We start from the raw sequence: 16,030 nt of genomic DNA, 5'->3' as shown, positions 1-16,030 counted from the left end.
AGAGGGTTTCCGCGCGTTCAAACGAGGCTTGCTGCCCCGGCGTACGCGGAAAAACGCGACTCGAGGCGCGGAAACCCTCTACTCGACCTAGAAGATGATGTCGCCGGACTTGCGACGCGAGCGCAGCAGCTGCAGCGCCTCGTCGAGGATGTCGGCGGCCTCGGCGTCGGAGCGACGCTCCTTCACGTAGGCGAGGTGCGTCTTGTAGGGCTCGATCTTCGGGGCCGGCGGCGGGTTGTCCGAGTCGAGGCTGGCCGGGAGGCCGCACTTGGGGCAGTCCCACGACTCGGGGACCTGGGCCTCGGTCGAGAACGTCACCACCGAACGGTGCTCGCGCGCACAGAAGTAGGTCACTGCCTGTCGCGGGGCCGCCTCACCGCGCTCGGCCTCGCCCATCGGGCCGGCACCGACCCGGCTCCCGCGAATCGCGTTTCCTCCACCAGCCACGTGTGTGTCCCTTTCGAGCTCTCTAGTCCGAGATTCAGTACGCCAGCAGGAGACCGAGGGCGATCACACAGGCGAACCAGATGATGCCGATGCCGATCGTCAGGCGGTCGAGGTTGCGCTCGGCGACCGACGAGCCGCCCAGCGAGCTGGACACGCCGCCACCGAACATGTCGGACAGGCCGCCACCGCGGCCCTTGTGCAGGAGCACCAGCACGATCATCAGACCGCTGGCGATCATGAGCAGGATGGTGAGGATCAGTTCCACGGTCGCACAGCCTACGTCAGAGGTACGACGATCACAGGATCGGCATGTCGTAGTAACGGCAGATGCCGCCGAACTCGTCGACCTGCAGGCTCGCACCGCCCACCAGGCACCCGTCGACGTCGGCCTGGGCCATGATCCCGGCGACGTTCGCGGCCTTCACCGAGCCGCCGTAGAGGATCCGGACACCGTCGGCCGCGGCCTCGCCGTACGACTCCTTCACCTGCGCCCGGATGGCCTGGCAGACCTCCTGAGCGTCCTCGGGCGTGGCGACCTCGCCGGTGCCGATCGCCCACACGGGCTCGTAGGCGATGACCAGGCCGGCCACCTGCTCGGGCGTGAAGCCGGCGAGCGAGCCCACGGTCTGGCCGATGCAGTGCGGCACGTGCTCACCGGCCTGACGGATGTCCAGGCCCTCGCCGACGCAGACGATCGGCACGATGCCGGCCGCGAGCGCCTTGACCGCCTTCGCGGCCACCAGGGCGTCGTCCTCGGCGTGGTACTGCCGGCGCTCGCTGTGGCCGACGACGACGTAGTCGCAGCCGAGCTTGGCGAGCATCGCCGCCGAGATCTCGCCCGTGTAGGCACCGGCGTCGTGCGGCGACACGTCCTGCGCGCCGTACTTGATCTCGAGGCGGTCGCCGTCGACCAGCGTCTGCACGGACCGCAGGTCGGTGAACGGCGGGACGACGACCACCTCGACCTTGCCGTAGTCGTGCTTCTTGTCCGCCAGCGTCACCGCGAGCTTCTGCACCAGGACGAGCGCCTCCTGGTGGTTGAGGTTCATCTTCCAGTTGCCCGCCATCAGCGGGATGCGCGTGGACGCCATGGTGTTGTCAGTCCTCCAGGACCTGGATGCCGGGCAGCTCCTTGCCCTCGAGGTACTCGAGGCTGGCGCCACCACCGGTGGAGATGTGGCCGAACGACGACTCGTCGAAGCCGAGCCGCACGGTCGCGGCGGCGGAGTCGCCGCCGCCGACCACCGACAGGCCGTCGACCTTCGTGAGGGCCTCGGCCACGGCACGGGTGCCGTCGGCGAACGCGTCGACCTCGAAGACGCCCATCGGGCCGTTCCAGAAGACCGTGCGGGCGTCGGCGAGCGCGGCCGCGAAGGCAGCACCGGACTCGGGGCCGATGTCGAGACCCAGGGCGTCGGCGGGGATCGCGTCGGCCGCCACCACCTGGGGCTGTGGCTCCCGGTCCCCGGACGGGAACTCGGTGTCGACGACGATGTCGGTCGGCAGCACGATCTGCACGCCCGACTCCTCGGCACGCTGCAGGTAGGACCGGCAGGTGTCGAGCTGGTCCTCCTCGAGGAGGCTCTTGCCGACCTCGTGACCCTGGGCCTTGAGGAACGTGAAGACCATGCCGCCGCCGATGAGCAGCTTGTCGGCCTTGCCGAGGAGGTTGTCGATCACGCCCAGCTTGTCGGAGACCTTCGAGCCACCGAGCACCACGACGTACGGACGCTCCGGCGACTCGGTGAGCCGGCGCAGCACGTCGATCTCCGCCGAGACCAGCCCGCCCATCGCGTGCGGCAGCCGCTGCGCGACGTCGTAGACCGAGGCCTGCTTGCGGTGGACGACCCCGAACCCGTCGGACACGAAGGCGTCCGCGAGCTCCGCGAGCTGGTCGGCGAAGGCGCCGCGGTCGGCCTCGTCCTTGCTGGTCTCGCCCGGGTTGAACCGGACGTTCTCCAGCACGGCGACCTGACCGTCGGCGAGGCCGGCGACCGTCTCCCGCGCGCTCTCACCGACCGTGTCGGTCGCGAACGCCACGTCCTGGCCGAGCAGCTCACCCAGCCGCGCGGCCACCGGCCGGAGGGAGTAGCGGTCCTCGGGCGCGCCCTTGGGACGGCCGAGGTGGGCGGTGACGACCACCCGGGCGCCCGCGTCGGCCAGCGCCCGGATGGTGGGGACACTCGCCCGGATCCGCTTGTCGTCGGTGATGGTCGTGCCGTCGAGCGGCACGTTGAGGTCGGAACGGACCAGGACCCGCTTCCCGGCGACGTCGCCGAGACCGGCGTACTCCCCCATCGTCAGAGGGTCTCGCCGACGTAGGCGATGAGGTCCGCGAGGCGGTTGGAGTAGCCCCACTCGTTGTCGTACCAGCCCAGGACCTTGACCTGGTTGCCGATCACCTTGGTCAGCGGCGCATCGAAGATGCAGGACGCCGGGTCGGTGACGATGTCGGTGGAGACCAGCGGGTCGGTGGAGTACTTGAGGAACTTGCCGTCGGCCGCGGCCTTGACGATCTCGTTGACCTCGTCGACCGAGGTCTCGCGGGATGCCTCGAAGGACAGGTCGGTCGCCGAGCCGGTGGGCACCGGGACGCGCATGGCGTAGCCGTCGAGCTTGCCCTTGAGCTCCGGGAGCACCAGGCCGATGGCCTTGGCGGCACCGGTCGAGGTCGGGACCATGTTGAGCGCGGCGGCGCGGGCGCGACGCGGGTCCTTGTGGATGTTGTCCTGGAGGTTCTGGTCCGCGGTGTAGGCGTGGATCGTCGTCATCAGGCCCTTGTTGATCCCGAGGCCCTCGTGCAGCGCCTTGGCCATGGGGGCCAGGCAGTTGGTGGTGCACGACGCGTTGGAGATGACGGTGTGGGCGTCCGGGTCGTAGCTCGTGTTGTTGACACCCATGACCACGGTGACGTCCTCGTTGGAGGCCGGCGCGGAGATGATGACCTTCTTGGCGCCGCCGCTGTCGACGTGGGCGCGAGCCTTGGTGGCGTCGGTGAAGAAGCCGGTGGACTCGACCACCACGTCGACGCCGTGGTCGCCCCACTTGATGGCGGCGGGGTCACGCTCGGCGAACGCGGTGATGACCTGGTCGCCGACGGTGATCTGGCCGTCGGAGGCGCTGACGTCTGCGTCCAGGCGACCCAGGATCGAGTCGAACTTCAGGAGCGGCGCGAGGGAGGAGGTGGCCGTCAGGTCGTTGACGGCGACGATCTCGATGTCGAGGCCCGAGGCCCGAACGGCGCGGAAGAAGTTGCGGCCGATCCGGCCGAACCCGTTGATACCTACACGAACAGTCACTGGTTTGCTCCTGCTAGTCGATCACGGCGTGCAAAGGACGTTGGTCGAACACGTCGACCCTATCGCTTGGGCCGACCCAGCCAGACTGGCCGTCCGGCGTACGTGCGGGTAACCGACGAAGGTCCCGCGGTCGCGGGACGTTACGCGTCCTCGGCGAGCATCTCCGGGGTCAGCGACGCCTCGGTGTCGGGGATGCCGAGCTCCTCCGCGCGCTTGTCGGCCATCGCGAGCAGCCGCCGGATCCGGCCGGCGATCGCGTCCTTGGTGAGCACCGGGTCGTGGAGCTGCCCGAGCTCCTCGAGGGAGGCCTGCTTGTGCTCGAGGCGGAGCTCGCCGGCCATCTTGAGGTGGTCTGGGACCTCCTCGCCGAGGATCTCCATGGCACGGCCGACCCGGGCGCCGGCGGCGACGGCCGCGCGGGCGGAACGGCGCAGGTTGGCGTCGTCGAAGTTGGCGAGCCGGTTGGCGGTGGCGCGCACCTCGCGGCGCATCCGGCGCTCCTCCCACGCCATCAGGGACTCGTGTGCCCCGAGGCGGGTGAGCAGCTGGCCGATCGCGTCGCCGTCGCGGATCACGACGCGGTCGACGCCGCGCACCTCGCGGGCCTTCGCGTGGATGCCGAGGCGGCGGGCCACGCCGACCAGGGCGAGCGCGGCCTCGGGGCCTGGACAGGTGACCTCGAGCGCCGAGGACCGGCCGGGCTCGGTGAGCGAGCCGTGGGCGAGGAAGGCGCCGCGCCACGCGGCGACGGCATCGCAGCCCCCGCCGGAGACGACGGCCGGCGGCAGCCCCCGGACGGGGCGGCCGCGCTGGTCGAGGAGGCCGGTCTGGCGGGCCAGCGCCTCACCCTCCTTGACCACCCGGACGATGTACCGGCTGCCCTTGCGGATGCCGTTGCCCTGCACCATCACGACGTCGGACTGGTGGCCGTAGACCTCGGCGATGTTGGTGCGCAGCCGGCGCGCGGCGGCGCCGGTGTCGAACTCGGCCTCGACGACGATCCGGCCGCTCACGATGTGCAGCCCGCCGGCGAACCGGAGCATCGAGGCGACCTCGGCCTTGCGGCAGCAGGTCTTGGTGACCTGGGTGCTCGACAGCTCTGCCTTGACCTGCGCCGTCATCGCCATGGTGCGATCCTGCCACGGCAGTCAACGACCCTCGGCGGCCGCCTACCCGCTCACGACCCGCTCAGGATGCCGGCGTACGTCCCGGCCAGTCGCTCGGCGTCGTGGCGGGGTTGGCCGTCGTCGCAGGCCACGTCGGCGAGCACCAGCCGCGCGCCGTAGGACGCGACCGCCTGCTCGAGCTCCGCGGCGTCCTCGCCGACGCTGGTGCGGTCGGCGATCACCGTGTGGATGGTCACGTCGGGAGCGTGCTGGACGAGCACGGCCAGGTGGTCGATCGCGTCGTAGCCGGAGGTCTCCCCCGCCTCGCCCGCGAGGTTGAGCACCACGACGATCCGGGCGTCGGTGGCCGCGAGCGCGCTGCGCAGCGCGGGGACCTCGAGGTGCGGGATCACCGAGGAGTACCAGGACCCGGGGCCGAGCACGACCCAGTCGGCCGCGTGGACCGCGTCGATCGCCTCCGGGCAGGGCTTCGGGTCGGGCGGGTCCAGCGCGATCGAGACGATGTCGCCGCCGGTGGTCGCGACCTCGACCTGGCCGCGCACGGTGACGGTGGCCGCCGGGTCGTCGGCGTCGAGGCCGCGCACCCGGGCGGTGATGTCCAGGGGCACCAGCGCCATCGGGAGCACCCGGCCCTTGGTGCCGAGCAGCCGCCCGACCCAGTCGAGCGCGGCGACCGGGTCGCCCAGCTGCTCCCAGAGGCCGACGATGAGCAGGTTGCCGATCACGTGGCCGTTCATCTCGCCGTGGCCGGCGAAGCGGTGCTGGAGCACCCGGGCCCAGGTGTCGCCCCACTGGTCGTCGCCGCAGAGGGCGGCGAGGGCCATCCGCAGGTCGCCCGGTGGCAGCACCCCGAACTCGCCGCGCAGTCGCCCCGAGGAGCCGCCGTTGTCGGCGACGGTGACGACCGCCGTCAGCTCGTCGACGACGAGGTCGTCCACGAGCAGCCGCAGTGCCTGGAGCGAGGCCGCGAGACCGTGGCCGCCCCCGAGGGCGACGACGGACTGGGCACGGTCGAGGTGGTCGTCCGGCGACATCACTCGCGTCCGAGGTCGCGGTGGGTGGCGCGGACGTCGTACCCGGCGTCCGCGAGCCGGCGGACGACCTGCTCGGTCATCGCGACGCTGCGGTGCTTGCCGCCGGTGCACCCGATCGCGACGGTCATGAAGCGCTTGCCCTCGCGCAGGTAGCCGTCGGCCACGCCGGTCAGGACCGGGACGTAGCCCTCGAGGAACTCGCCCGCGCCGGGCTGCTCGAGCACGTAGGCGGCGACGTCGGCGTCCTTGCCGGTGTGGTCGCGCAGCTCCGGCACCCAGAACGGGTTGGGCAGGAACCGCATGTCGGCGACGAAGTCGGCGTCCACGGGGATGCCGTACTTGAAGCCGAAGCTGGTGACCGTGACCTTCAGCCGGGTCGCGTCCGGGGAGCCGAAGGCCTCGGCGATGCGCTCGGTCAGCTGGTGGACGTTGAGCGAGGTCGTGTCGATCACCAGGTCGGCGTCGCTGCGCAGGTCGGCGAGGACGTCGCGCTCGCGCTGCAGGCCGTCGAGGAGCCGGCCAGCCCCCTGTAGCGGGTGGGGCCGCCGGGCGGCCTCCTGCCGGCGGACGAGGACGTCGTCGGACGCCTCGAGGAAGACCAGGGTGGCGTGCCGGCCCGTGGCCCCTTGGGCGAGGTTGGCCTGCAGGGACTGGAAGAACGACCCGGAGCGGACGTCCACCACGACCGCGATCGGCTGCTCGGTGCCGCGACTCTCGTCGACGAGGCGTACGACGTCGCGCAGCAGGCTCGGCGGCATGTTGTCGACGACGTAGTAGCCGAGGTCCTCGAGCTCCTTGGCCGCGGTGCTGCGACCGGCGCCGGTCATGCCCGTGACGACCACGAGCTCCCCGTGGTGGTCGAGGGGCTGGTCCACCTCTCAGTCCTCCTGGATCTCGCCGGTGGCGGTGTTGACGCTGACGGCACCAGTCTTGCCGCTCGCGCGGGCGACCGCATCCTTGATGGAGGTCGCAGTGCGCGGGCCGATGCCGGGGACCAGGGCGATCTCGTCGACCTCGGCCTCGCGGAGCTTCTTGAGCGACCCGAAGTGCTTGAGCAGCGTCTTGCGCCGGACCTCGCCGAGACCCGGCACGTCGTCGAGGACGCTCTCGACCATCGACTTCGACCGGCGCGAGCGGTGGTGGGTGATCGCGAAGCGGTGGGCCTCGTCGCGGACGCGCTGCAGGAGGTAGAGGCCCTCGCTGGACCGGGCCAGGATGACCGGGTCCTCCTGGTCGGGCAGCCACACCTCCTCGAGGCGCTTCGCCAGCCCGCAGACGGGGATGTCGACGATGCCGAGCTCCTCCAGCGCCCGCTGCGCCGCGGCGACCTGCGGCGCGCCGCCGTCGACGACCACGAGGCCCGGCGCGTAGGCGAACTTCCGCGGCCGACCGGTCTCGGGGTCGACCAGCATCGGGCCGTTGTCGGTGATCTTCTCGGTGGAGCTGGCCTGCTCGTCGAGGAGCCGCTTGAAGCGCCGGGTGATGACCTCGTGCATGGCCTTCACGTCGTCCGAGCCGTCCTGGCCCTTGATCACGAACCGGCGGTATTCGCTCTTGCGCGCCAGGCCGTCCTCGAAGACCACCATCGACGCGACGATCTCGGAGCCCTGAAGGTGGGAGATGTCGTAGCACTCGATCCGCAGCGGCACCTCGTCGAGCGCGAGCGCCTCCTGGATCTCCTCCAGCGCTCGGTTGCGGGTCGTCAGGTCGCTGGCCCGCTTGGTCTTGTGCAGCACGAGGGCCTGGGCGGCGTTCTGCGCCACGGTGTCCTGGAGAGTCTTCTTGTCCCCGCGCTGCGGCACCCGGATCGCGACCTTCGACCCCTTCAGGTCGCCGAGCAGCTCCTCGTACGTCGTCGCATCGGCCGGCAGCGCCGGGACCAGGATCTCCCGCGGGATCTCGTCCGGGCCGGCGCCGGCGTAGAGCTGCAGGATGAAGTCGTCGACGAGCTTGGCGGTGTCGCCCTCGTCGACCCGATCGGCGACCCAGCCGCGCTGACCGCGGATCCGGCCGCCCCGGACGTAGAAGATCTGCACCGCGACCTCGAGGGGGTCCTCGGCGAGCGCGATCACGTCGGCGTCGGTGCCGTCGCCGAGCACGACCGCCTGCTTCTCGAGCGCCTTGTTGAGCGCGCCGAGGTCGTCGCGCAGCCGGGCCGCCTTCTCGAAGTCGAGTGCGTCGGAGGCGGCGTACATCTCCTTCTCGATGCGCCGGACGAACGCGGCGGTGTGACCGGCCATGAAGTCGCAGAAGTCGTCGACGATCGCGCGGTGCTCCTCGGCGCTGACGTTGCCGACGCAGGGAGCCGAGCACTTGTCGATGTAGCCGAGCAGGCAGGGGCGGCCGATCTGTCCGGACCGCTTGAAGACGCCGTTGCTGCAGGACCGCATCGGAAAGACGCGCAGCAGCAGGTCGACCGTCTCGCGGATCGCCCAGGCGTGGCTGTAGGGGCCGAAGTAGCGGGTGCCCTTGCGCTTGGCGCCACGGCCGACCATGACCCGCGGGAACTCCTCGCCGACCGTGACGGCCAGCCACGGGTAGGACTTGTCGTCGCGGTACTTCACGTTGAAGCGCGGGTCGTACTCCTTGATCCAGGAGTACTCGAGCTGCAGCGCCTCGACCTCGGTCTTCACCACGGTCCACTCGACGCTGGCCGCCGTCGTCACCATCGTGGCGGTGCGCGGGTGCAGGTTGCCGACGTCCTGGAAGTAGGACGAGAGCCGGGCGCGGAGGTTCTTGGCCTTCCCGACGTAGACGACCCGGCCCTTCGGGTCGCGGAACCGGTAGACCCCCGGCTGGGTGGGGATCGAGCCGGGCTCGGGACGGTAGGACTGCGGGCCTCGGGTGGAGCGGCTGGGTCGGGCAGGAGGCACGGCGTCAACCCTACGGGCGCGGTCCGACACTCCCACGCCGCAACGCTTTGTCTATTTGTCGCGTGACTTACTCTACTTGCATGCGCTGTCGTGACCGCTCCGGCTACGCCCTCACCTGCTCCGCCGAGGCCGCCGTGGCCTACCGCCGCGGGACCGACGACCTGCTCCGGCTCCGGCGCGGCGCCGAGCGCTCCATCGCGGCCTCGATCACCCTCGACCCGACCTTCGCGCTCGGGCACGCCACGCTCGCCCTGCTCGGCCACGAGATGTGCGTCGCGGTCGACGTCGCCGCCCGCCTCGAGGACGCGCTGACCCTCGTCGGTCGGGCCACCGAGCGCGAGCGCAGCCACGTCCACGCCGTCGCCGCCCACCTGCGGGGCGACGGCCGGCCGATCATCCGGCACCTCGCCACCTACCCCGGCGACGCCGTCCTGCTCTCCACCGCCGTGCCGACCATCGCCTTCGCCGGCGTCACCGAGGTCCCCGCGCAGGCGTGGGAGATCGTCGAGCGCGCGGCTCCGGCGTACGGCGACGACTGGTGGTACGCCGGACTGCTCGCCTTCGTCCGCCAGGAGCAGGGCCGCTTCGACGAGGCGATGGACCTGTCGTGCCGCTCCCTGCTCGTCGAGCCCGGTGCCGGCCACTCCGCGCACGCTCGTGCGCACGCCCACTACGAGACCGGCGACCACGAGGCCGGGCTGGCGTGGATGGACGACTGGGTGCTCGGCGACGGCGCGACCACGGACAGCCTCAGCCACTTCTCCTGGCACGCCGCCCTGCACGAGCTCTCCCTCGGCGACCTCGACGCCGTACGCCGCCGCTACGACGCGCAGCTGCGTCCCGAGGCGGCGACCGGCTGCCGGGCGCTGGTCGACACCGGCTCGCTGCTCTTCCGCTGGGCGCTCACGCCCGGGGCGCACGACGTCCCGGCGATGGCGGACGTGGCAGCCGTGACGTCGGAGGCGACGCTCCACCGGCCGGCGACGCCCTTCCTGGCGTTGCACGCCGCCGTCCTGCACCTGTCGCTGGGCGACCGGGCCGAGCTCGCCGACCTGGCGACCTGGGCGTCCGTCCACGAGCACCGCACGCACCGCGAGGTCGTCGCTCCCCTGGCCCGGGCGTTCGGCGCCGCGGCCGGCGGCCGCTCGTCCGCTGCCGCCGACCAGCTCGCCCGCCTGCAGTCACGGCTCTGGCGCCTCGGCGGCTCCGACGCCCAGCGCGAGGTGGTCGAGGAGGCGCGGATCGCGGCCCTGCTGCGCGCCGGGCGCTGGGACGAGGCACGCGTGATGCTCGACGCCCGGCTCGACCGGCGGCACTCCCCGCGCGACTCCCGGTGGCGGCTGTCCACCGGCGACCCGGCCGCCCCCGACGGCGACCTCGACCGCGCCGGGCGCTGATGGCGCAGGCGCGCGCCTCGGCGTAGGGGATTGGTCACCAACCCCGTCCCGGGAGGCATCTGGGAGCAGGTTGGTGACCAATCCCCCCGGACGGAGGTCGCGCCTCATCCGCACCACCCGTCACAGCGGACAGGCACTCCTGTCGCTTGACGGCCGTTGCAACCCCCGACCAGCGCAGGGGTCCCCGGTCGACCGGGGATCCCTGCACGACGCCGCCGGGTCCCCGGGCCAATCAGCTCTCGACGACGGAGCCGCTGTCGACGCTGACGTCGACGGCGGAGAGGGCGGACGTCGCGGGCCCGGTCACGACCGAGCCGTCCTCGATCGAGAACTGGCTGCCGTGGCAGCCGCAGTTGATCGTGCCGTCGCTGACCGACGACACGACGCAGCCCTGGTGGGTGCAGACCGCGGTGAAGCACTTGAAGTCGCCCTTGCTGGGCTGGGTGACGACGAGTTTCTCGGCCGTCAGGATGGTGCCGCCGCCCACAGGAACGTCGGCCGTCGCGACCAGGCCGTCGGCGGCCTGGGAGGACGTCGACTCATGCGGCGTCGCCTCCTTCGTCGGACTCTCGGAGGCGCTGGCGGTGGCGGACTCGGTCGGCGACTCCGTCGCCCCGCTGGGGTCGGTCGCCTCGCCGCTCCCGTCGCTCCCGCAGGCGGCGAGCAGCGGGAGTCCGAGACCCACGGCGGCCGCGCCGCCGAGCACGCTGCGCCGGTGCATCAGCTCGTGACGACGGAGCTCCCGTCGACGCTGACGTCGACGGCCGCGAGCGCGGAGGTCGCGGGTCCGTTGACCACGGAGCCGTCGTCGATCGAGAACTTGCTGCCGTGGCAGGTGCAGTTGATGGTGCCGTCGGACACGGTGGAGACCAGGCAGCTCTGGTGGGTGCAGACGGCCGAGAACCCCTTGAAGTCGCCCTCGGTCGGCTGGGTCACCACGATCTTCTGGTCGGCGTAGATCGTGCCGCCGCCGACGGGGATGTCCGAGGACGGACCGAGCGTCTCCCCCGCGGTGGTGTCGGGCTCCGTGGCGGTCGAGCCGTCGCTGCTGCCGCACGCGGCGAGCAGGGGGACTCCGACGCCCAGGGCGGCGGCTCCGGTGAGGGTGGTGCGGCGGGTCATGCCGTCGGTCACGGTCTGGTCCTCTCGGCGGGATGGTTGAAACTTCACCCTAGACGGAGGCCCGGGCTGAAGCCTGTGCTCAGGCCATGAGAGTTCGATGAGAACTCGGTGGCCTGCCTGTCCCCGTCGACGGTGTCAGCTCGCCCGCGAGCGTACGGCGGCCTTCTTGGCGGTCGCCTTCTTCGCCACGGTCTTCTTGGCGGCGGTCTTCTTGGCGGCGGTCTTGTTGGCCCCGGCCTTCTTGGCCGCAGCCTTCTTCGCGGGCGCCTTCGTGGCGGCCTTCTTGCCCGGCACCGGGTCCGCCGGGGGACGGCGCTGGCCGGTCGGCTGCTTGGCCTCGCGCCCGTCGAGCAGCGGCGCCAGGAACTGGCCCGTGTAGCTCTCCGGGGTCGCCGCCACGAGCTCCGGGGTGCCCTCGGCGACGACGGTGCCGCCGCGCGAGCCGCCCTCGGGGCCCATGTCGATCAGCCAGTCGGCGGTCTTGATGACGTCGAGGTTGTGCTCGATCACCAGCACCGTGTTGCCCTGGTCGACCAGGCGGCCGAGCACGAGCAGCAGCTTGCGGATGTCCTCGAAGTGCAGCCCGGTGGTGGGCTCGTCGAGGACGTAGACCGTGCGGCCGGTCGAGCGCTTCTGCAGCTCGGCGGACAGCTTCACGCGCTGTGCCTCGCCGCCGGACAGGGTCGTCGCCGGCTGCCCCAGGCGCACGTAGCCGAGGCCGACCTCGACCAGGGTCTTCAGGTGTCGCGCGATCGCCGGCACCGCCGCGAAGAAGTCGACGGCCTCCTCGATCGGCATGTCGAGGACCTCGGCGATGGTCTTGCCCTTGTAGTGGACCTCGAGCGTCTCGCGGTTGTAGCGGGCGCCGTGGCAGACCTCGCACGGGACGTAGACGTCCGGGAGGAAGTTCATCTCGATCTTGATCGTGCCGTCGCCGGCGCACGCCTCGCAGCGGCCGCCCTTGACGTTGAACGAGAAGCGGCCCTGCTGGTAGCCACGCATCTTCGCCTCCGGAGTGGAGGCGAAGAGCTTGCGGACGTGGTCGAAGACCCCGGTGTACGTCGCCGGGTTGGACCGCGGGGTGCGGCCGATCGGCGACTGGTCGACGTGGATCACCTTGTCGACGTGCTCGAGGCCGGTGATCTTCTGGTGCCGGCCCGGCACCTGCCGCGCGCGGTAGATCTGCTTGGCCAGCGAGGTGTAGAGGATGTCGTTGACCAGGGTCGACTTGCCCGAGCCCGAGACGCCGGTGACGGCGACGAACAGGCCGAGCGGGAAGGCGACGTCGACGTTCTGGAGGTTGTGCTCGCGGGCGCCGTGGACCTTGAGCTCGCGGCCCTTGGTGCGCGGCCGGCGTACGGCGGGGACCGGGATCTCGCGCCGGCCGGAAAGGTACTGGCCGGTCATCGAGTCGGGGTGCGCGAGCAGGTCGGCGACGTTGCCGCTGTGGACCACCTGGCCGCCGTGCTCACCGGCGCCGGGACCGATGTCGACGACCCAGTCGGCGACCCGGATCGTGTCCTCGTCGTGCTCGACGACGATGAGGGTGTTGCCGAGGTCCTTGAGCCGGACCAGCGTCTCGATCAGCCGGTGGTTGTCGCGCTGGTGGAGGCCGATCGACGGCTCGTCGAGCACGTAGAGGACTCCGACCAGGCCGGCCCCGATCTGGGTGGCGAGCCGGATGCGCTGCGCCTCGCCGCCGGACAGCGAGCCCGAGGGCCGGTCCAGGGAGAGGTAGTCGAGGCCGACGTCGAGCAGGAACGTGAGCCGCTCCTGGATCTCCTTGAGCACCCGCTCGCCGATCTGCCGCTCGCGCGAGGTCAGCTCGAGGTTGCGCAGGTAGTCGGCGGTCTCGTTGATCGGCATCGCGCAGACCTCGGCGATGTTCTTGCCGCCGTCCTGGAGGGACGCGCCGAGCGTCACCGACATCGACACCGGCTTGAGCCGGCTGCCACGGCACGTCGGGCACGGGACCTCGCGCATGAAGCCTTCGTAGCGCTCCCGGCTGACGTCGGACTCGGCCTCGTGGTGACGGCGCGCGATGTAGGCGCCGACGCCCTCGAACTCGGCGTAGTAGGCGCGCTGCCGCCCGTAGCGGTTGCGGGTGACGACGTGCACCTTCGTCGGGTGGCCGTTCAGGATCGCCTTCTGCGCCTTGGCCGGGAGGTCCTCCCACGGCGTGTTGAGGTCGAAGCCGAGCTCGTCGCCGAGCGCACCCATCAGCCGGAGGAAGTAGTCGGCGACGTGCGCCTGGCTCCACGGCTGGATCGCACCCTCCCCGAGCGTCGCCTGCGGGTCCGGGACGACCAGCTCGGGGTCCACCTCGAGGCGGGTCCCGAGCCCGTGGCAGGCCGGGCAGGCACCGAACGGCGAGTTGAACGAGAACGACCGCGGCTCGAGCTCGTCGGTGTCGATCGGGTGCTCGTTGGGGCACGCCATCTTCTCGCTGAACCGCAGCTCACGACCGGGGTCCTTGGCGTCGAGGTCGACGAAGTCGAAGAGCACCAGTCCCCCGGCGAGCTGGAGCGCGGTCTCGACCGAGTCGGTGAGCCTGCGCTTGGAGGACTCCTTGACCGCGAGGCGGTCGACCACGACCTCGATCGTGTGCTTCTTCTGCTTGTCCAGCTTGGGCGGGTCGTCCAGCGCGTGGGTCTCGCCGTTGACCCGGGCCCGGGAGAACCCCTGGGTCTGCAGCTGCTTGAAGAGCTCGACGTACTCGCCCTTGCGACCACGGATCACCGGGGCGAGGACCTGGAAGCGTCGTCCCTCCTCGAGGCCGAGGATGCGGTCCACGATCTGCTGCGGGGTCTGGCGCTCGATCGGGGCGCCGCACGTCGGGCAGTGCGGCCGGCCCGCGCGCGCGTAGAGGAGGCGGAGGTAGTCGTAGACCTCGGTGATGGTGCCGACCGTGGAGCGGGGGTTCTTCGACGTGGACTTCTGGTCGATCGAGACGGCCGGGGACAGGCCCTCGATGAAGTCGACGTCAGGCTTGTCCATCTGGCCGAGGAACTGGCGGGCGTAGGCCGAGAGCGACTCGACGTACCGGCGCTGGCCCTCGGCGAAGATCGTGTCGAACGCCAGCGACGACTTGCCGGAGCCGGACAGGCCGGTGAAGACGATGAGCGAGTCTCGGGGCAGGTCGATCGAGACGTCCTTCAGGTTGTGCTCGCGTGCTCCTCGGATGATGAGCTGGTCCGCCACTGAATGTCCCCTCGCTTCGAACAGGTGTTCGCCATCGTAACCGGCGCAGACAACGCACAACCAGTCGGGACGCGCCGGTGTTCCCCACACTCTCACGGGCCACCGACAGTCGGGTGACGCGCGGGTTTCGGGCCGGGCTCGGGCAGGATGGCCCCATGGTCGACACCCCCCTTCCCGTGGTCGCGGCGGGGCTGCTGCCGGACGCGACCCGCCGCCTGGTCCGCACCGCCGACGGCCTGCCCGACGACGACTACGCCGCACCGAGCGTCTGCACCGGGTGGAGCCGCGCCCATGTGCTCGCCCACCTCGCGCTCAACGCCGAGGGCCTCGCCGGCGCGCTCACCGGGATCGTCGACGGCGAGCGGCGGCCGATGTACGCCTCCGAGGAGCGCCGCGACGGCGACATCGACGAGCTCGCCGCCGCGTCGCCGTCCGCGCTCCGGACCCGTCTGCTGGCCGCCTGCACGGACCTCGCGGAGGCGTGGGCCGCGCTGCCGGCCGACCAGCAGGCGACCACCATCGACCGGATCCCCGGCGGCCGGATCTTCGCCGCCGGCGCCGTCCCGCTGATGCGGGTGCGGGAGGTCGAGATCCACCACGCCGACCTCGACGCCGGCTACTCCCGGGCCGACTGGCCGGCGGACTTCGCCGCCCTGCTCCTCGACGCACTCGCCCAGCAGGACGACGGCACACCCTTCACCGCACGCGCGACCGACCTGGAGCGCTCGTGGACCTGGGGCTCGGGCGGACCCACCGTCAGCGGCACTGCCGCCGACCTCGGCTGGTGGCTCACCGGGCGCGGCGCGGGCGACGGACTGACCAGCGACAGCGGCGCCCTGCCGCGGATCGGAGACTGACGTGACCTACACCGGACAGGTGAAGCCGGGTGCCGGCCCCGACGTACGCGAGCTCACGGCGCTCACCATCACCAAGGTGGCCGTGGACCCGAAGATGTCGAACAACTGCTATCTCCTGCGCTGCCACGCGACCGGCGAGCAGCTGCTCGTCGACGCGGCCGCCGAGCCCGACACCCTGCTCCCCCTCATCGGCGACGCGGGTCTGACGTCCGTCGTGACCACCCACCAGCACTGGGACCACCACCGCGCCCTCGCCGACGTCGTCGCCGCGACCGGTGCCGAGGTGCTCGTCGGGACGCCCGACGCGGCAGCGGTCACCGAGCAGACCGGCGTCCCCGTCACCCGCTCGCTCGAGCACGGCGACACGGTCACCGTCGGCGACTGCACGCTGTCCGTCATCGCGCTCGCCGGGCACACGCCCGGATCGGTGGCGCTGGTGTACGACGACCCGTCCGGCCACCCGCACCTCTTCACCGGCGACTCGCTCTTCCCCGGGGGCGTGGGCAACACCTTCGGCGACGCCGACGCCTTCGCCCAGCTCCTCGACGAGGTCTCGACCAAGATCTTCGGCACGCTCCCCGACGACACCTGGTTCTACCCCGGCCACGGCGACGACTCGACGCTCGGAGCCGAGCGGGCGTCGCTGCCGGAGTGGCGCGAGCGGGGCTGGTGA

The 16,030-nt window shown here is 71.5% G+C and carries 15 protein-coding genes; 3 read left to right on the top strand and 12 right to left on the bottom strand.

Translation table 11 applies throughout. The features are described 5' to 3' along the window. Positions 1 to 87 precede the first annotated feature (87 nt). The 9 genes from K8U61_RS21915 to uvrC form a co-directional block, all read right to left on the bottom strand. The gene (locus K8U61_RS21915) at positions 88 to 447 is read right to left on the bottom strand and encodes an RNA polymerase-binding protein RbpA (RefSeq protein WP_224124343.1); all 360 of its coding nucleotides are present in this window, start codon (positions 445 to 447) and stop codon (positions 88 to 90) included. Between the two features lie 34 nt (positions 448 to 481). Continuing rightward, the gene (gene secG, locus K8U61_RS21910; protein WP_224124344.1) at positions 482 to 712 is read right to left on the bottom strand and encodes a preprotein translocase subunit SecG; all 231 of its coding nucleotides are present in this window, start codon (positions 710 to 712) and stop codon (positions 482 to 484) included. Between the two features lie 31 nt (positions 713 to 743). After that, positions 744 to 1,538: a triose-phosphate isomerase gene (gene tpiA / locus K8U61_RS21905; RefSeq protein ID WP_224124345.1), complete on the bottom strand. Its 795-nt coding sequence runs from the start codon at positions 1,536 to 1,538 to the stop codon at positions 744 to 746. A gap of 7 nt (positions 1,539 to 1,545) precedes the next feature. Beyond that, complete coding sequence (locus tag K8U61_RS21900) at positions 1,546 to 2,745, bottom strand: phosphoglycerate kinase (protein WP_224124346.1); 1,200 nt, start codon at positions 2,743 to 2,745, stop codon at positions 1,546 to 1,548. Between the two features lie 2 nt (positions 2,746 to 2,747). Beyond that, the gene (gene gap / locus K8U61_RS21895; RefSeq protein ID WP_224124347.1) at positions 2,748 to 3,746 is read right to left on the bottom strand and encodes a type I glyceraldehyde-3-phosphate dehydrogenase; all 999 of its coding nucleotides are present in this window, start codon (positions 3,744 to 3,746) and stop codon (positions 2,748 to 2,750) included. A gap of 140 nt (positions 3,747 to 3,886) precedes the next feature. After that, the gene (gene whiA / locus K8U61_RS21890) at positions 3,887 to 4,873 is read right to left on the bottom strand and encodes a DNA-binding protein WhiA (RefSeq protein WP_224124348.1); all 987 of its coding nucleotides are present in this window, start codon (positions 4,871 to 4,873) and stop codon (positions 3,887 to 3,889) included. Between the two features lie 50 nt (positions 4,874 to 4,923). Beyond that, positions 4,924 to 5,907, bottom strand: a complete 984-nt coding sequence (locus tag K8U61_RS21885; protein ID WP_224124349.1) for a gluconeogenesis factor YvcK family protein — start codon at positions 5,905 to 5,907, stop codon at positions 4,924 to 4,926. Further along, positions 5,907 to 6,782, bottom strand: a complete 876-nt coding sequence (gene rapZ, locus K8U61_RS21880; protein ID WP_224124350.1) for an RNase adapter RapZ — start codon at positions 6,780 to 6,782, stop codon at positions 5,907 to 5,909. The genes K8U61_RS21885 and rapZ overlap by 1 nt, the downstream gene beginning before the upstream one ends. A gap of 3 nt (positions 6,783 to 6,785) precedes the next feature. Beyond that, on the bottom strand, positions 6,786 to 8,780 hold the full coding sequence (gene uvrC / locus K8U61_RS21875) for an excinuclease ABC subunit UvrC (protein WP_224124351.1): 1,995 nt from the start codon (positions 8,778 to 8,780) through the stop codon (positions 6,786 to 6,788). 80 nt (positions 8,781 to 8,860) lie between these two features. Here uvrC and K8U61_RS21870 point away from each other — a divergent pair, with 80 nt between their 5' ends. After that, on the top strand, positions 8,861 to 10,177 hold the full coding sequence (locus tag K8U61_RS21870) for a tetratricopeptide repeat protein (protein WP_224124352.1): 1,317 nt from the start codon (positions 8,861 to 8,863) through the stop codon (positions 10,175 to 10,177). Positions 10,178 to 10,409: 232 nt separating this feature from the next. Here K8U61_RS21870 and K8U61_RS21865 read toward each other — a convergent pair whose 3' ends face one another. The 3 genes from K8U61_RS21865 to uvrA form a co-directional block, all read right to left on the bottom strand. Continuing rightward, the gene (locus K8U61_RS21865) at positions 10,410 to 10,898 is read right to left on the bottom strand and encodes a Rieske (2Fe-2S) protein (RefSeq protein WP_224124353.1); all 489 of its coding nucleotides are present in this window, start codon (positions 10,896 to 10,898) and stop codon (positions 10,410 to 10,412) included. Beyond that, on the bottom strand, positions 10,898 to 11,311 hold the full coding sequence (locus tag K8U61_RS21860; protein WP_224124354.1) for a Rieske (2Fe-2S) protein: 414 nt from the start codon (positions 11,309 to 11,311) through the stop codon (positions 10,898 to 10,900). Before K8U61_RS21860 ends, K8U61_RS21865 begins: the two co-directional genes overlap by 1 nt. Positions 11,312 to 11,434: 123 nt before the next feature. Further along, positions 11,435 to 14,500, bottom strand: coding sequence for an excinuclease ABC subunit UvrA (uvrA, locus tag K8U61_RS21855; protein WP_224124355.1), 3,066 nt, complete (start codon positions 14,498 to 14,500; stop codon positions 11,435 to 11,437). 155 nt (positions 14,501 to 14,655) lie between these two features. On the opposite strand from uvrA, the gene K8U61_RS21850 reads away from it, so the two are divergent. Both K8U61_RS21850 and K8U61_RS21845 read left to right on the top strand, forming a co-directional pair. Further along, entirely contained in the window at positions 14,656 to 15,357 is a 702-nt protein-coding gene (locus K8U61_RS21850) for a maleylpyruvate isomerase family mycothiol-dependent enzyme (protein WP_224124356.1), read from the top strand. A 1-nt stretch (position 15,358) separates the two neighbouring features. Further along, entirely contained in the window at positions 15,359 to 16,030 is a 672-nt protein-coding gene (locus K8U61_RS21845; RefSeq protein ID WP_224124357.1) for an MBL fold metallo-hydrolase, read from the top strand.

The organism is Nocardioides mangrovi (assembly GCF_020073815.1).
In the GTDB taxonomy this organism is placed as follows: Bacteria; Actinomycetota; Actinomycetes; order Propionibacteriales; family Nocardioidaceae; genus Nocardioides; species Nocardioides mangrovi.
Note: the sequence above shows the minus strand (reverse complement) of the source record. Positions and strands in the feature narration are given on the sequence as shown.